Below are 15117 nucleotides of genomic sequence, written 5' to 3'. Positions count from 1 at the left end.
CGAGCACTCACGCGAGGAGCTGAAACTCCGTCTGAAGGGAATCGAAGCGGAGAGTGAAGCGAGTGAATACGAGCGGACCGACCGAGGTTCGATTCTCGCTCCTGGACTCTTTCGGAGTACTCATCCAGGAGACCAACGACCATCTGCAGCACAGTGGACCAACCCAGACCGCGAGCGGCGCAACTGGGCTATGATGATTGGTATCTAACAATAACTCTGCCTACTCACTTAGGCTGAATCGTTTAGTATCCCAAAGACTTGCCTTAAGATGCAGATACCGGGACCAGCGCCATCGGCCCTCCCCTCCATCGGTGCTGTTGTCCCTCGGTCTGTCTGCCCTCCCCACGTCGCTGGTGGGTTTCGCGTGGATGTCCCCGCCCCGCTGCGCTACTCAGTCCCCCGCTGACGTAGCATCCACCGACACACCGGCGACCGTTATGGTTTTCTCTTCATGTCTTCGTCTATGCTCTCTGTTCGGTATATCCGGCTGACAGCGTTCGGCGAGCCGACCCAAATGCCGACTTCACCCACCACAAACTATTCCCCATATCGTTGGAATCTCTTTATAAGTCGACTATGAAGAGCCTCCTGCCGCTGACATCCCGCGTGGAGCCGACCCAAGACGGTGCGAACGTAATCTCCATCTCGGAGGCGGCCGCCGACGAGGTTTTTAAAACGCTCTCGTCGTCGACCGCCCGCCGCATCCTCTCGTTGCTCTACGAGGAGCCGCGTCCGGCGGCCGAACTCGCCGAGGCGACCGATACGACGGTCCAGAACGTCCGGTATCACCTCGACAACCTCTCGGAGGCCGACCTGATCGCTGTCGCCGACACCTGGTACTCCGAGAAAGGCACCGAGATGAAGGTGTACGCACCGACCGAGTCGGCGTTGGTCGTCTGTGCTGGCCGGGAGTCGACGACCGACCGACTCAAAGACGCCATCACGCGGCTGCTCGGTGCGCTCGGGATTTTCGGACTCGCGAGCCTCCTCGTCCAGTATCTCGTGACGACGTATGTCGACACGGAGTCGGCAGCCGAGTCCGCCTCCGGACCCAGCGCAATGAGCGTTGAGACGACCGACGCCGCAACCGAAGCCAGTGGGGCGACCGGCGGCGGCCTCGTCGAGTTCCTGACCGAACCGGGCGTCGTCTTCTTTTTCGGCTGTGTGGTCGCGCTCGTCGTCATAGGTATCCTCCTGCGTCGGCGGGACTCTCGGGTCGCGTTTCCGGTCGCAGACTCCGATCAGTAGCCGCCATTCGAGGCTGAGTGCCGCCAGTTAGCGGATCGACGGCAGATCGGCTGTCGACCCGCCGGACTGGATGAGCGAGCTGTTGTCGCCGCGGCTCTGGATCACGTTGAACGCAGTCATCAGATCCGTCCTGGAGATGATTCCCGCCAGGTCGCCCCGCTCGTCGACCACGGGCAGCCGACCGACGCCGTGTTCCTGCATCGTCCGCAGGGCGGTGATCGCATCCGCATCGGGGGTGATGCTTCTCACGTCGCGTTCCATCACCTCTTCGACCCGGTAGGCGTCACGCTCGATCTCCTGGATCGTCCGGGCGTCGTCGAGGGTGACCATCCCGACGAGCTCGCCGCGGGTGTCGACCACCGGATACCCCGTGTGTCGCTCGGTGAACATTCGACCGAGGAGTTCCGCCACCGTCGTCCCCTCCTCGACGACGTGGAGCTCCTCGCCCGGCGTCATGATGTCCCGGACCGTGACGCCCTGAAAGGCGGCTTTGACCGTCGACTGCTGGGCCTCGCCCGATGCGGCGATGTAGATGAAGAACGCAAGCAGGATAAACAGCGGGCTAAAGGCGAACAGCCCGACCATGCCGAGCAGGAAGGCGAAGATCTTGCCCACCTCGGCGGCAAGCTGGGTCGCCTGCGCGTGGGGGCGTTTGCGCGCCAGCAGCGCCCGCAACACTCGGCCGCCGTCCATCGGGAACCCCGGCAGCATATTGAACACCGCCAGCGTGACGTTCATGACCGCGAGATAGCCGAGGACGAACTGTAGCGGACCGAGGCTCGCGGGCGTCAGTATAAAAGCGATGTAGGAGACGATACCCACGAGCACGCTGACGACGGGGCCAGCGATGGCAATCGTGAACTCCTTGTGCCAGTCTTCGGGCATCTCCCGGAAGCTCGCCACCCCACCCAGCAGCCACAGGGTAATCGACTCGATTTCGAGTCCGTAGCGCATCGCCACAAGCGAGTGGCCGAACTCGTGGAGGAGGACGCCGAAAAACAGCCCGCCTGCGGCCGCAAAGCCGAGCAGCCACGGCAGCGAGCCGACGGTGAGTGGCTCGGTTGCGATGGAACTCCCGAGAACTCCGTTGACGAGTTCGACCAGTGTGATGATATCCGAACCGATGATCCACGCGAAAACCGGGAGGACGAGCAAGAACGTCCAGTTGAGCTGGATGGGGATGCCGAAGGCGCTCCCGAGACGAATGCCACGCATACGCGAAACTAGTCGCCGAGTCGGTATTAATGTGGTCGTCGATTGCGTTTGTGTTCGTTCTCCCCCAGCGACGCCGAGCCGAACGGCTGATATACCCCGATTGCCTACCCTCGGGCGTGTCTCAGCAGGTCGCGCAGGTCGAGACGTTGTTCCTCCATGAACGCGGCGACAGCTACCGCGTCGTCGCCCGGAAGAACGGCTCTCGCGTCTTTCACGGCTCCCTCGATGTCAAGGAGACGAGCGCTGGCCCACGGCCGGGGCGGTTCCGCCGGAACACCGGCTCCAGCGAGGAGCTTCGGGACCCGACCGAGTTCGTCGATCTCGCGCGCAACGCTTCCCGTATTCGCATTTCCCAGCAGACCTCGAAACGGGGCCGCCGGGAGCTCCAGGAGCTCCTGGACGGCTACCAACTCGATGCCGCGGTCGTCCGGACCTGTCGGTACTGCGCCAACGACGGCCGGTATGCGCCGATCACCGACGAGACGGCGATCAAGACCGACCGCGAGCATATCTGCCCCGACTGTGCGGTCGAAGAGCTCGAACGTGAGCTCTCATATAAGGGGCAGTTCACCGGCTCGGCGCAAGACCGCCTTGAGGATCTCCTCCTGGAGGTCCAGGACCTCGACCGCATCGTCGACCTGCTGTCCGGGGAACTGGACCCCGACCTCACGCAGTTCGACGTAATCAGCGCGACCGTCGACGACGTCGACCCCGTCAAAACGGCCGACCTCGACCTCCACCCCCGGCTCAAGTCGATGACCGAATCCCGGTTTGACTCCTTGCTCCCGGTCCAGAGCCTCTCGGTCCGCAACGGTCTCCTGGAGGGCGAGGACCAACTCGTCGTGAGCGCGACCGCGACCGGGAAGACGCTCGTCGGCGAGATGGCCGGGATCGACCGCGCGCTGAAGGGCAAGGGCAAGATGCTGTTTTTGGTGCCGCTTGTCGCCCTTGCGAACCAGAAACACGAGGATTTCAAGGAGCAGTACGGCGAACTCGGCCTCGACGTAACGATCCGTGTCGGTGCGAGCCGGATCGCCGACTCGGGCAGCCAGTTCGACCCCAACGCCGACGTGATCGTCGGCACCTACGAGGGGATCGACCACGCCCTCCGGACGGGCAAGAACCTCGGCGACGTCGGAACGGTCGTCATTGACGAGGTTCACACCCTCAAAGAGGAGGAACGGGGCCACCGCCTCGATGGCCTGATTTCGCGACTTAAATATTACTGTGAGCAGCGAGCCGACCGCACCGAAAGTGGATACGACGGTGCCCAGTGGATCTACCTCTCGGCGACCGTCGGTAACCCAGAGTGGCTGGCCGGTCGACTCGGCGCGCGGCTCATCGAGTTCGAGGAGCGCCCCATCCCCATCGAGCGACACGTCACCTTCGCCGACGAACAGGAAAAGCTCCGGCTGGAAAACAAACTCGTCAAGCGGGCCTTCGACCAGAAATCCTCGAAGGGCTACCGGGGCCAGACGATCATCTTCACCAACTCCCGGCGGCGCTGCCATACGATCAGCCGAAAGCTCCAGTACGATTCTGCTCCCTACCACGCGGGTCTCGACTACAAAAAGCGGAAGAAGGTCGAAAAACAGTTCCTGGATCAGGATCTGTCGGCGGTCGTCACCACCGCTGCCCTCGCCGCAGGGGTCGACTTCCCGGCCTCGCAGGTGATCTTCGATACCCTCGCGATGGGCATCGAGTGGCTCTCGGTCCAGGAGTTCAGCCAGATGCTCGGGCGAGCGGGCCGACCTGACTACCACGACCGCGGCACGGTGTATATGTTGATCGAGCCGGATGTCACCTACCACAACTCGATGGAGATGACCGAAGACGAGGTCGCGTTCAAACTCTTAAAAGGCGAGATGGAGGACGTCCGAAACGTCTACGACGAGGCCGCCGCCGTTGAGGAGACGCTGGCGAACGTCACCGTCGCGGGCAAACAGGCAAAGCGACTCAACGACCGGATGTTGGGCGAAATCGACACCACGCAGTCGGTCGGTCGACTGCTCGAATGGGAGTTCATCGACGGACTGGAACCGACTCCGCTCGGCCGCGTCGTCACCCGGCATTTCCTCTCGCCGGACGACGCCTTCCGGCTCCTGGATGGCATCAGAAACGGACTGGCACCCTACGAGATCGTCGCCGAGCAGGAACTCGCCGACGAAGAGCTGTAATCGACTGGAACCTCAGTCCAGCGAGATCGCCCGCCCCGCCTCGGAGGACCGATAGATCGCGTCGATCACCCGTTGGACGGCCAGCCCCTCCTCGACAGTGTTTCGCTCGGGGGTCGTCCCCGAGCCGATGTGGTCGATGAAGTACCGCTGTTCGGCCTTGTGAGTGTCGCTGGCGCGGGTTTCGATTTCGGCGTCGGTGAGGTGGTCCCGACCGGCCTTGCTGTCCTCGTAGACCGTTAGCTCGTGGCTCGACCGGTCGAATTTCGCTCCGGCCTCGGTACCCCGGAGGACGAACTCGTCGTTTGTCGGCCGGTTGGCCGCCCAGGCGACATCCAGCGAGATGGTCTGACCCTTGGCAGTTCGAATGAAGGCGCTGACCGAATCGTCGACGTCGAACCCTTGGGGGCCGATATCGTCGCCCCACATCTCGACGAAGGCGTAGTCCTCGCGGGTGCCGAACTGCGAGCGGGCGGTCCCCGAGACCTCGGTGATCGTCGGGAAGTCAAGAAAGTAGAGTGCCAGGTCGATGGCGTGGACGCCGATATCGATCAGCGAGCCGCCACCGGCGACCTCCTTGGAGGTGAACCACGACCCCCGGCCTGGGATGCCGCGCCGCCGGACGTAGTTGGCCTCGATATGCGAGAACTCCCCGAACCGGCCGTCGGCCTGATACTGTTTGACTACCTCGACCGGCGCGGAAAACCGGTTGTTGAAGCCGACCATACAGAACCCCTCGGCAGCGTGGGCCGCCTCGACGATCCGCTCGGCACTTTCGAGAGTGTGGGCCAGCGGCTTTTCAAGCAGGACATCGAGGCCCGCTTCGAGGGCGTCGATCGTGTACTCCTCGTGGAACCGGTTGGGTGTCGTGACGAACAGCGCGTCAGCCACATCGAGGAGGTCGCCGACCTGCTCGTAGGTCGAGACGTTGTACTTCTCGCTAAAGGCGCGTCTGGCGTCGCCCGAGATGTCGACGCCCCCGACGAGGTCGGCGGCGGGCTGGTCGGCGAGGAGGTCAGCGTGATAGTGGCCGATGCCGCCAAGGCCGACGATTCCGATCTGTGCTGGTGAATCAGACTGCATTACTGTAGTTCTACGACTCCTGTTGATAAACACCACGCTGGGGCTGTCGGGGTCGGCTGGCCGACCCGTGGCTCCCGCGTGGCTTCGTCGTCCGTACTGACACTCAGCGACGGAGCCAATAAAGGCTGTGACGAATCAGAAACGCGTGGTGTTGGCGGTTGGACACCGACTGGCGGTTACTCGTCTTCGACGATAAGGTGACGGGTCGACAGCCCGATGAGATGGGGGGCCTCCTCTAAGATGATCGCCTCGGTCGCCAGCTCGACGGCGTTCCGGCTTCCCGGCAGCACGAACACGGGCGTATCGCGGGCGATCCCGGCGGTCGCCCGCGAGGCGATCGTCCGCGAGCCGATCTCCTCGTAGGAGAGCCGACGGAACAGTTCGCCGAACCCCGGTAGCTCACGGTCGAACCGAGCCGATACCGCATCCGGCGTCACGTCGTCGATCGTCGGCCCCGTTCCCCCGGTACAGATCACGAGGTCGACGGTCGGATCATCCAGGAGCTCGTCGAGGGTGCGCTGTATGGGGCCGATCCCGTCGGCGACGAGTCGGCGCTCGACGACACTGTGGTCGGCCGCCTCGAACAGCGACTCGATCCGATCGCCGCCAGGGTCCTCGGGATCGTCGGCGGCGGCCCGCGAGGTCGAGACGGTGATGATCGCCGCCTGCAGCGGCGAGACGGTGTCGTGGCCGTGGGCGTCGGCGTTCCGCCGTTCGGGATCGATCGTTGGGGTCCGTGCTGGCATCTCTGTCATATCGCTCTCAACAGGCCGACACGACAAGAAATTGGCCCTCTCCGCGGCTCCCGGTCGGAGACGATCGATGCCCAGCCGGTCGATGCTCGGGACATCCTCCCAGCACCGCCGAGAGAATTACAATGGTGCAACACGTCGACCCAACCAGTGGACCGAAACGGGCTCATCCTCGGCGTGTCGGCGGTGTTGTTCGGTATCACAGCCCTCATGCTGATCGTCGGGGTCGTCGTCAGTCCCTTTTTCCTCGCCGTCGCGGTCCCGTTCGGCGCGTCGGCGTACCTGCTGTGGTATCAGGCCAGCGGCAAACTCGGCGACCGAGTCAGCCGCGAGGCCGCCGCTGGGAACCTCGGCGATGATCGTGGCGTCGGATTCGATCCTGGACCGTTCGGCGGACGGACCGCCGACGGTGACACCGCCCGCGAGCGTGCCCGCCGGGCCCGACAGAACCGCCGACGGGGTCGCCGCCGAGCAGGGACGTCCGGAGCCTCACGCGAACCCAACCGCTCGACGCCCTCGCCGTCGGAGGCCCGCCGGATTCTCGATGTCGATGCCGCCGCCACCGACGACGATATAAAAGCCGCCTACCGCCGGAAGGCGAAGGAACACCACCCGGATACCGACTCCGGCGACGAGGAGACATTTAAAAAGGTAAGTCGTGCCTACGAGCGACTAAGCGAGTGACTTCGGGACGATTTCGTTGTCAGCTACCGTCGACTCCGTTGTGGTATGGAGACACACGGCATGAAAAGCGTTTTACTGTCGCCTGACAAACGGCGGGTATGAGCGCGGATCGGGCCACGTTGCAGCAGGCCCTCAAGCGCGGTGAACAGGACGGCGGCCACATCGAGTTCAAAGAACGGCTTACCCGGGAACTCCATCTGGCCGATGGCCGGATGGAGAGTCTGGCGGCCCAACTCCGCCACCGGGTGCTGTCGGGCGATGGCGAGGCCACCTATGTCGTCGGGGTGACCGACGACGGCGGCATCGCCGGGATCGCCCCCGACGATTTCTCCGAGACGATGGACGTGCTCTCCCTGCTCGCCGAGGAGGCAGGCGCCCACATCGAGAACGTCGACACCTGGAGCGCAGGCGACGACGGACTCGTCGGGATGGCGACGATCCGCGAGGGGTCGATGCTGACCGCCGACAATGGCCATATCGTCATCGGGACGGCGGGCCACGTCGACCACGGCAAATCCACGCTCGTCGGCTCGCTCGTCACCGGCGAACCGGACGACGGCGATGGCTTCACGCGGAGTTTTCTCGACGTCCAACCCCACGAGGTCGAACGCGGGCTGTCGGCTGACCTCTCGTATGCGGTCTACGGCTTCGACGAGACTGGCGATCCCGTCCGGATGGACAACCCCCACCGAAAAACCGATCGCGCGCGGGTGGTCCAGGAGGCCAACCGACTCGTTTCGTTCGTCGACACCGTCGGCCACGAACCGTGGCTGCGGACGACGATCCGCGGGCTTGTCGGCCAGAAGATCGATTACGGACTCCTCGCTGTTGCGGCCGACGACGGCCCCACGAAAACGACCCGCGAGCACCTCGGCATTCTGCTGGCGACTGACCTGCCGACGATCGTCGCCGTGACGAAAGTCGACGCCGTCTCGCCGGAGCGCGTCGTCGAGGTCGAAAAGGAGATCGAGACGCTGCTGCGGGACGTCGACAAGACGCCGCTGCGCGTCGAGCGTTACGGCGTCGAAACCGCCGCCAGCGAGCTGAGCGAGACGGTCGTTCCCATCATCCGGACGAGTGCGGTCCGCGGCGACGGGATGGAAGACCTCGACCGACTGTTCGAGACGTTGCCCAAGCGGGCGACCGACGAACACAGCGCCTTCCAGATGTACATCGACCGCACCTACAACGTCACCGGCGTCGGGGCGGTCGCCTCCGGCACGATCAATGCCGGGAGCGTCTCGGCGGGCGACGAGCTCCTGCTGGGGCCAATGGCCGACGGGCGGTTCCGCGAGGTCGAGGTCCGGTCGATCGAGATGCACTACCACCGGGTCGACGAGGCCAAAGCCGGGCGGATCGTCGGCATCGCGCTGAAGGGCGTCGCCGAGAGCGAGGTCGAACGCGGGATGGTGCTGCTCCCGCGAGCGGCCGACCCCGAGCCGGTGCGTTCCTTCGAGGCGGAGGTGATGGTCCTGAACCATCCGACGCGGATCACCGACGGCTACGAGCCCGTCATTCATCTGGAGACGCTCAGCGAAACGGCGGTCTTCTCGCCGGAGGGCGGCAAGCTCCTGCCGGGCGATACCGGGACCACGACGATCGAGTTCAAGTTTCGGCCCTACTTTATCCAGGAGGGCCAGCGGTTCGTCTTCCGCGAGGGATCGAGTAAGGGTGTGGGGACCGTCACGTCAGTCGACGACTAACGCGTCGTAGCATCCGACTACAACCGAATCTTGCGACGGTAGGCTTTATCTACTTATAATAGTCAGCAGCGGTTCGGTCGGCGATGCCACACAGCACGAACCAGTCGGCGAGCCGCCGCAACCGCTGCCGCCGAACCACCTCGGGGTCGGCGTGGTGGTGTCGTTCCCACGTCGGGAGGTCGACCGTCCCGTCGAGGTCGTCGACTGCCAGCGGTTCGTCGGCAGCCGCCAGACGATCATATAATTCACGCGCTCCATAGATCCCGTCGCGGAGTCTGTCGGCCAGTTCGTCGGCCGTGAGTTCGACCCGCTCTCGACGGTAGCCGCTCGTCGTTCGGTCGACGAGCCCGAGAGCCCGCAGAAACGTCAGCCACTCGCTCGCATCCTCTCGGTCGGCGATGCCGGTTTCTGTGGTGCGGTCGAGGAGTCGCCGGAGGCAGTCGGCCTCGCTAGTCGGGACGAGCGGGATCGCCTGCCGTGTATCGTCCACCGCATCGAGCGTGGCTGGCGGTTCGACGATCCACTTGAACCGCATCGCCTACTGGATGCCGAACGATTCGGCGACGAGCTGTTCGTCGGTTTCGCCAAACACGTAGGTCGCGCCGTCGACCACGTCGATGGTGACCTTTGCGGGCGCGAAGATGCTTTCGTCGACGTCGTAGAAGTCCCAGTCGGCCTCCTCGAAGATGCGCTCGAAGGGGACGCCGTACTCTTCTCGTGCATTGGAGGGAACCTGATCGAAGACGTTCGACTCCTCGCGGACCTGCAAGTAGACCTCCCCGCCATACGCGAGGGCATCGTTCGTCCGACCCATGGCGACCGATTCGTTGTAGCTGACCGGCGCGACCGGGGCCCGACCGGTCGCCGAGAGGATCTCGGTCGGTGGGTAGCCGAGTTCCGAGAGCCGGAAGACGGCGAGTTCGGCGGCGCGGGCGGCCATCGAGACGCTGCCCGCGGTCGATCCGGCGGCGTAGGTCGGCAAAAACAGGCTCGTCGGTTCGACGTTGCTGCGCTCGGCGACGTGTTTGGCGATCCGGTCGTCCGGGGGATCGATGGATTCGACGGTGAGGACGGCGAAATCGAACTCGTCGTAGTAGCCGACGCGCTCGAAATCGGTCTCCTCGCCGACGAGTGCGCGGGCCGGGCCGGAGCCCAGTCCGTTGAACCCCTCGACGTCGAGTTCCCAGCCCGCCTTCTGCGAGCAGAGCAGCGCGACTGCGGGGTGGTCAGTCGTTAGTTCGACGTAGGGGATCGGCGCGCCGCCGATCTGATCCATCTGCGTGTAGGTCGTTGCGAGCCCGGCCGTCTGGATGTCCGCCAACATGAGCCCGGCCTCGATGCCGCCGTCGGCGGCCACACCGAAGTCGATCACCGTTGCGCCGCAGTCGAGTTCGGCGGGGACGACGCCGAGTTCCTCGGCGAAGTCGAGCGTCTCGTCGACGAGCTCGACCGCCGAGCGGTTGATACTCTCCATACCCTCCGGTTGGCCGTCGTCTCATAAAGGGATTCGTAGTTGGCCCGCGCCAGTCGATCAGTCGCTCTTTCGTGCTTCCCGACCGAGCACCGACTCGACGGCCTCGACCTTTTCGGCTGGCGACTGGTCGCTGGTCCGCTTGTCGTCGATCTTGAGGACGGTGCTCACCCGGTCGGCGTCGACGGCTTTGTGAGCATCCCCAACGGCTGCCAGCAGGGTGTCGATATCCTCGGCCTCGATGACGGTGCCCATGGGATTGGTCTCGTAGCTGATCTCGTGGTCGTCGAGCGCGTCAACCGCCGCAGCGACCTCTTCGGCCATGCTGTCTTCGATGACGGGCGCGACACTGAGGAGTGCAATGACAGTCATGGGTCGACTGTCGACCTCTCGGCTCCTAACTCCACTGGGTACGGAAGATTGAAACGAACCTGCTGTATTGAACCCTGTATGCGCCGTCGACTGCTCGCTGGCTGTACACTGGTGGCGATCGTGGCGACCACCGGCAGCCTCTATTTCAGCGAGATCGCTGGCTTATCGCCGTGTGGTCTCTGTTGGTACCAGCGAATCCTGATGTATCCGCTCGTGGTGATTCTCGGTGTCGCTACCGTCGAGCGCAGGAGTGCGGTCTGGAAGACGGCGCTGCCGTTGTCGAGTCTCGGGATCGTCGTCTCGGCGTATCATACGGCCCTCCAGCTTTCGCCGGGTGTCCAGTGTTCGGTCGGTCTCGGTTGCGGCTCGATCCAGTGGCAGGGCCTCGGGATCTTCACCATTCCACGCCTCGCGCTGGTGGCGTTCGTGCTTCTTACGGCGGGGCTCGTCGGCCTCGCAGTGCTGGATCGACGCGGCGGATAAGTCGGTGACGCGAACTGAGGCGGCGGGGATTTGAACTCCAGTCACTCTGCTCACTACGTTCGCGTCGCTCCCTAGTTCAAATTCCGCGAAACGCAGACATCCGGCGACAGAAGTCGCGGCGCGACGAGACGCGCCGCTTGTGAGTTGGTCGCCGGAGAAAATCATGCGTCGGCGGGGATTTGAACCCCGGTTGTAACCATGGCAAGGTTACGTGATACCACTACACTACCGACGCGCGTTCTTCGCATTTACTTCTAACCGGAGGTGGATGTATAAGGGTTGCGAAAGCCGTCTTCTGTGAGTGAGAAAACCACACGACGGAAGTGGAATTCTCAGCACGATGTTGTGACCACACGGTCTTCGGTTTGGCCTCGGATAAACGGTCGACGTCCGACTCGCGGCATCATCGATAGCTCCCACACGGTTCGTCTCAAACGATCTGCTAGCGGTCAGCTATTGGCTTTTCGAACGGTCTGGAAGCGAGATATCTCGAACTGTTGGCCCGCGGTTCCGATCCTGGAGGGGTCGATTGCAGACGGTGGTATGCTCTCGTTGCGTGGTATACTGGACCGTCGACAGCCACGGAGCCAGCGGATCTCGTGGTATTCGAGCCGACCACCGCGTTTTGACATTACTGCGGCTATTGACATGGAGACGGCCAGCTTGTCATCCGGTTGAAACGGGTAGTTTCGTGTTAGATCGATTTACCCGCCCATAACAAACCGATAGCAGTCGGACTGGCGGTACGAAGCCGACGTACACAACTGACAATCGGGTCGAAAACGACAACTGACAATCGGATCGAGACGGCTCGGTGCCAACGCAACCGAACACACAATGAATTCAACACGACAGACAGCAGTACTCGGTGGCCTCGTTGCACTCCTCTTGATAACATCCCTGTTTGCGCCAGTGGTGTCCGCACAGAGTGACCAGCCTGCCCAACCGGCGGACGACGAGTACACCTACCGCATCGAACAGGGTGACCAGGAGTTCGAGGTCCAGCCAATCCAGGGCGATGTCCCGGTCGAGGAGTTCTACGACTATCGGTATCCGTATCAGGACCGAGAGAACCCCTCGTGGGGACGGTCGTTCAGTTCGGAGGGAACGATTCCGTATCAACAAGACAGCACGAGTATCCTCATGCTGTACGAGGGCCCCAACGGCGTGAGTCTCGTTGCGGTCCACGACAAGTACCACGAAGAGCGTGAAAACGGAACTGTCGGAAGCTCGGTGAGCTGGGAGCTTACTGGCCTGCCGGAGGACGGAGAGTGGGCCGTGATCGACGATGATTACGACTGGCGGAACGAGACGGTCGAAAAGGACGATATCCACCAGCTCGATGCCGACCACCGAGCCGGAGCCGCCGGAAACGACGGCGAGCCGCCGGAGGACGTCGACGCGCGATTGAGTTGGGTCTGGACGACCGCTCGAACCGACGGGATGGCCTACCGTGGCCTCGGCGGCGAGGACGTATCGATCACGATCGACCCGGCGTTCAACGAGAACTCCTATCACCGATACGGCGACGACCGCCGCCCTGACGAGGACCCCGACGACCCCGAAGAGGGCGAGGAATACAACGGGACGATCGACGACTGGCAGGTGATCTCCGCCACCGACGGCGGTGAGGATTTCAAACGGGTCTGGTTCGACAGCCTCGAAGAGGAGGTCGAAATCGAACGCGTCCCCGAATCCGAGATCGAGTCGGCGGCCCCCGTCGCTGCGCTCTCCGGCCCAGAGCAGGCGACTGTCGGCGAGGAGGTCGCGTTCAATACCAGTGGGACGACCGGCGAGATCGAGCGCTACGAGTGGACCGTCGACGGCGACCCGGTCGAATCGGCCGACGGGTCGACACTGAATCATACGTTCGAAGAACCAGGCACAGCCGAGGTCGAGGTGACAGTTACGACCGCCAGCAACCAGACCGATACCGAATCACAACCGGTTGAGGTCGTCGACGGTGAGGGGTCGGCGAGCGGTGTCCAAACTCCCGGGTTCGGAATCGTTGCCGCAGTGATTGCGCTGATTGGTGCAACGTTGCTCGGCGTGCGACGGCGATCCGGCTGAACGGTTCGTTTCACACTAGTGAGCGAGCCGCCCAGCCAGATCGCTGGGCGGTTTACAAATTTAGGTACGAGCGCGATGAATATGTACAAAAGTACAGTAATATACCTAATATTGACTTATACGGAAGCCTCATGCGGGATTGTTTTGTATGAGTCACTATGTCACGGGCAGCATACCAAAATCGTCTCGACACCCTGCGGGAGGACGTGCTGTATATGTCCGAACTCGTCCTCGACCGGCTTCGGCTCGCACTCACCGCACTCGAAGGAACCGACAAGTCGTTGGCCCGGCAGGTGATCGACGGGGACAGCGAGATCAACGAGCAGTATCTCGATCTCGAAGCCGACTGTGTCGACCTGATCGCCCTCCAGCAGCCGGTTGCCTCGGATCTCCGCTTTATCGCCGCGTCGTTCAAGATCATCACCGATCTCGAACGGATCGCCGATCTCGCGGTCAACCTCGCGGAGTACTCGATTTCGACCGACCGGACGCGCCTGCCGGAGGTCGACATCCAGGAGATCGGCACAACGGTCACCGAGATGGTCGAAGACGCCATGGTCGCCTATGCCGACGAAGATCCCGAGCTGTGTTATTCCCTCGCCGAGCGCGACGAGCTGGTCGACCAGCAGTGTGCGGCCGCCTCCGAGACGGTCGTCCGCGATCTGTTGGGCCGCGAGCAGTCGACCGGCGCGGTCGACGCCGAAGGCTTGCTGGCCGATATTTCGCGGCTCCTGCTTACGGTTCGGGATCTCGAACGCATCGGCGACCACGCGGTCAACGTCGCCTCCAGGAGCCTGTATATGATTCAGAACGACGCCGACCTCTTGTACTAGTTCGGACGTTCTGCTGTGGAAGGAGTTTATAAGTACTCGTATTCTAACAATTATGTATGTCGCTTCGGAACGCGAGTGCCCTCTTTCACCGCTCGACCCACGCGGTTGCAGGCGAGTTCGTCCGTTTGACAGCCATTCTGGGCGGGCTGTACCTCTGGCATCGTCTCGGTAGAGCAGTGACGTCGACGGTGGCCCCTCTCGGTTCGTCGACACCGTTCGGCGGGTCCCTGCTGTTCAGTTTCCTTCTCGGTGGTGTGACCGTTGGAGGCGTTCTGCTGTTTACCGTTGCCTATGCCGACTCCCGGAACATCAGCCTCGGTCTGGGACTCCCATCGCGACGTGACCGATGGCTGGTGGGAGTCGCAGGGCTGATCCCACTCGCTGGCGTCGCCCTCACCAAACTCGTTGGAACCCTCACTGGCGTTCAGTACAACGCGTTGCTACAGTATTCAGTCGCTGCCGACGCGTCATTGCTCCCGGTGCTACAGCTGACTGGTATTTCTCTCGTCCTCGGGGTTCCGCTGTACGTGGCCGTTTGTCAGATCCTTATTCAGGGTGGTCTCGGGCGGATCGTCGACGCCGACAGGGCCATCGTGCTGACGACACTCGCGGCGGGCTTTGTCCTGCTGAGCAACACTGGCGGACTGACCACTGTTCCTGATCGTGGGAAAATCCTCGGCTTGCTGGTGTTTACGCTCCTCCTCGGCGTTGGTCCGTATTTCGTCGATCACTTCGGCTCGGACCGTCGACCAGCAGTCGCCTACGGTCCTGCGCTCCTGTTTGTTGCATTTGTCGTCGTCTCGGGACTCGCCGCAGTCGATTCTCTCTCCGGTAGCCTGTTCACCGCCACCCATCTCGCAGTGCTCGGCGTCGCCGCCTACAGCTCCGACCGAACCGGCTCGGTTCTCCCACCGGCAGTCGCTTACACGACGCTGGAACTGGCTAACACCGGTATCATCTACTTCTTCGAGGCCGGGATGCAGAGTTGGTAGTGTACAAATTTTTTTCTTCACGTGTACGCGCGTTGGA

The 15117-nt window shown here is 63.0% G+C and carries 14 protein-coding genes and 1 tRNA gene; 8 read left to right on the top strand and 7 right to left on the bottom strand.

Features of this window, described 5'->3' with window-relative positions; genetic code table 11:
• The first annotated feature begins 576 nt into the window (after nucleotides 1-576).
• Nucleotides 577-1248, top strand: a complete 672-nt coding sequence (locus tag NO877_RS08600) for an ArsR/SmtB family transcription factor (protein ID WP_256395924.1) — start codon at nucleotides 577-579, stop codon at nucleotides 1246-1248.
• A 27-nt stretch (nucleotides 1249-1275) separates the two neighbouring features.
• On the opposite strand, the gene NO877_RS08595 is transcribed toward NO877_RS08600, so the two are convergent.
• On the bottom strand, nucleotides 1276-2463 hold the full coding sequence (locus NO877_RS08595; RefSeq protein ID WP_256395923.1) for a M50 family metallopeptidase: 1188 nt from the start codon (nucleotides 2461-2463) through the stop codon (nucleotides 1276-1278).
• A gap of 116 nt (nucleotides 2464-2579) precedes the next feature.
• Between NO877_RS08595 and NO877_RS08590 the strand changes: the two genes are divergently transcribed.
• Complete coding sequence (locus NO877_RS08590) at nucleotides 2580-4640, top strand: DEAD/DEAH box helicase (protein WP_256395922.1); 2061 nt, start codon at nucleotides 2580-2582, stop codon at nucleotides 4638-4640.
• A 12-nt stretch (nucleotides 4641-4652) separates the two neighbouring features.
• Here NO877_RS08590 and NO877_RS08585 read toward each other — a convergent pair whose 3' ends face one another.
• Nucleotides 4653-5720, bottom strand: a complete 1068-nt coding sequence (locus NO877_RS08585) for a Gfo/Idh/MocA family protein (RefSeq protein ID WP_256395921.1) — start codon at nucleotides 5718-5720, stop codon at nucleotides 4653-4655.
• Nucleotides 5721-5896: 176 nt separating this feature from the next.
• On the bottom strand, nucleotides 5897-6475 hold the full coding sequence (locus tag NO877_RS08580; RefSeq protein ID WP_256395920.1) for a MogA/MoaB family molybdenum cofactor biosynthesis protein: 579 nt from the start codon (nucleotides 6473-6475) through the stop codon (nucleotides 5897-5899).
• Between the two features lie 147 nt (nucleotides 6476-6622).
• Between NO877_RS08580 and NO877_RS08575 the strand changes: the two genes are divergently transcribed.
• Both NO877_RS08575 and NO877_RS08570 read left to right on the top strand, forming a co-directional pair.
• Complete coding sequence (locus tag NO877_RS08575; protein ID WP_256395919.1) at nucleotides 6623-7156, top strand: DnaJ domain-containing protein; 534 nt, start codon at nucleotides 6623-6625, stop codon at nucleotides 7154-7156.
• Nucleotides 7157-7254: 98 nt separating this feature from the next.
• On the top strand, nucleotides 7255-8859 hold the full coding sequence (locus NO877_RS08570; RefSeq protein ID WP_256395918.1) for a GTPBP1 family GTP-binding protein: 1605 nt from the start codon (nucleotides 7255-7257) through the stop codon (nucleotides 8857-8859).
• 49 nt (nucleotides 8860-8908) lie between these two features.
• On the opposite strand, the gene NO877_RS08565 is transcribed toward NO877_RS08570, so the two are convergent.
• From NO877_RS08565 to NO877_RS08555, 3 genes are read right to left on the bottom strand one after another with little or no spacing between them, the layout of a single operon-like run.
• A complete protein-coding gene (locus tag NO877_RS08565) occupies nucleotides 8909-9394 on the bottom strand; it encodes a double winged helix-containing putative transcriptional regulator (RefSeq protein ID WP_256395917.1) in 486 nt (161 codons plus the stop codon).
• Between the two features lie 3 nt (nucleotides 9395-9397).
• Complete coding sequence (gene mch, locus NO877_RS08560; protein WP_256395916.1) at nucleotides 9398-10333, bottom strand: methenyltetrahydromethanopterin cyclohydrolase; 936 nt, start codon at nucleotides 10331-10333, stop codon at nucleotides 9398-9400.
• 57 nt (nucleotides 10334-10390) lie between these two features.
• Nucleotides 10391-10702 (bottom strand): MTH1187 family thiamine-binding protein, encoded by a 312-nt coding sequence (locus NO877_RS08555; RefSeq protein WP_256395915.1) that lies wholly within the window; start codon nucleotides 10700-10702, stop codon nucleotides 10391-10393.
• A 78-nt stretch (nucleotides 10703-10780) separates the two neighbouring features.
• Between NO877_RS08555 and NO877_RS08550 the strand changes: the two genes are divergently transcribed.
• Entirely contained in the window at nucleotides 10781-11185 is a 405-nt protein-coding gene (locus NO877_RS08550; RefSeq protein ID WP_256395914.1) for a disulfide bond formation protein B, read from the top strand.
• A 164-nt stretch (nucleotides 11186-11349) separates the two neighbouring features.
• Here NO877_RS08550 and NO877_RS08545 read toward each other — a convergent pair.
• Nucleotides 11350-11420 (bottom strand) — tRNA-Gly (locus NO877_RS08545).
• A 680-nt stretch (nucleotides 11421-12100) separates the two neighbouring features.
• Between NO877_RS08545 and NO877_RS19805 the strand changes: the two genes are divergently transcribed.
• From NO877_RS19805 to NO877_RS08530, 3 genes are all read left to right on the top strand, one after another.
• The gene (locus tag NO877_RS19805; RefSeq protein WP_256395913.1) at nucleotides 12101-13255 is read left to right on the top strand and encodes a PKD domain-containing protein; all 1155 of its coding nucleotides are present in this window, start codon (nucleotides 12101-12103) and stop codon (nucleotides 13253-13255) included.
• Between the two features lie 158 nt (nucleotides 13256-13413).
• Entirely contained in the window at nucleotides 13414-14088 is a 675-nt protein-coding gene (gene phoU, locus NO877_RS08535; protein WP_256395912.1) for a phosphate signaling complex protein PhoU, read from the top strand.
• Nucleotides 14089-14144: 56 nt separating this feature from the next.
• A complete protein-coding gene (locus NO877_RS08530) occupies nucleotides 14145-15080 on the top strand; it encodes a hypothetical protein (RefSeq protein WP_256395911.1) in 936 nt (311 codons plus the stop codon).
• Nucleotides 15081-15117: the final 37 nt, after the last annotated feature.

The organism is Halohasta litorea (assembly GCF_024494645.1).
In the GTDB taxonomy this organism is placed as follows: domain Archaea; phylum Halobacteriota; class Halobacteria; order Halobacteriales; family Haloferacaceae; genus Halohasta; species Halohasta litorea.
Note: the sequence above shows the minus strand (reverse complement) of the source record. Positions and strands in the feature narration are given on the sequence as shown.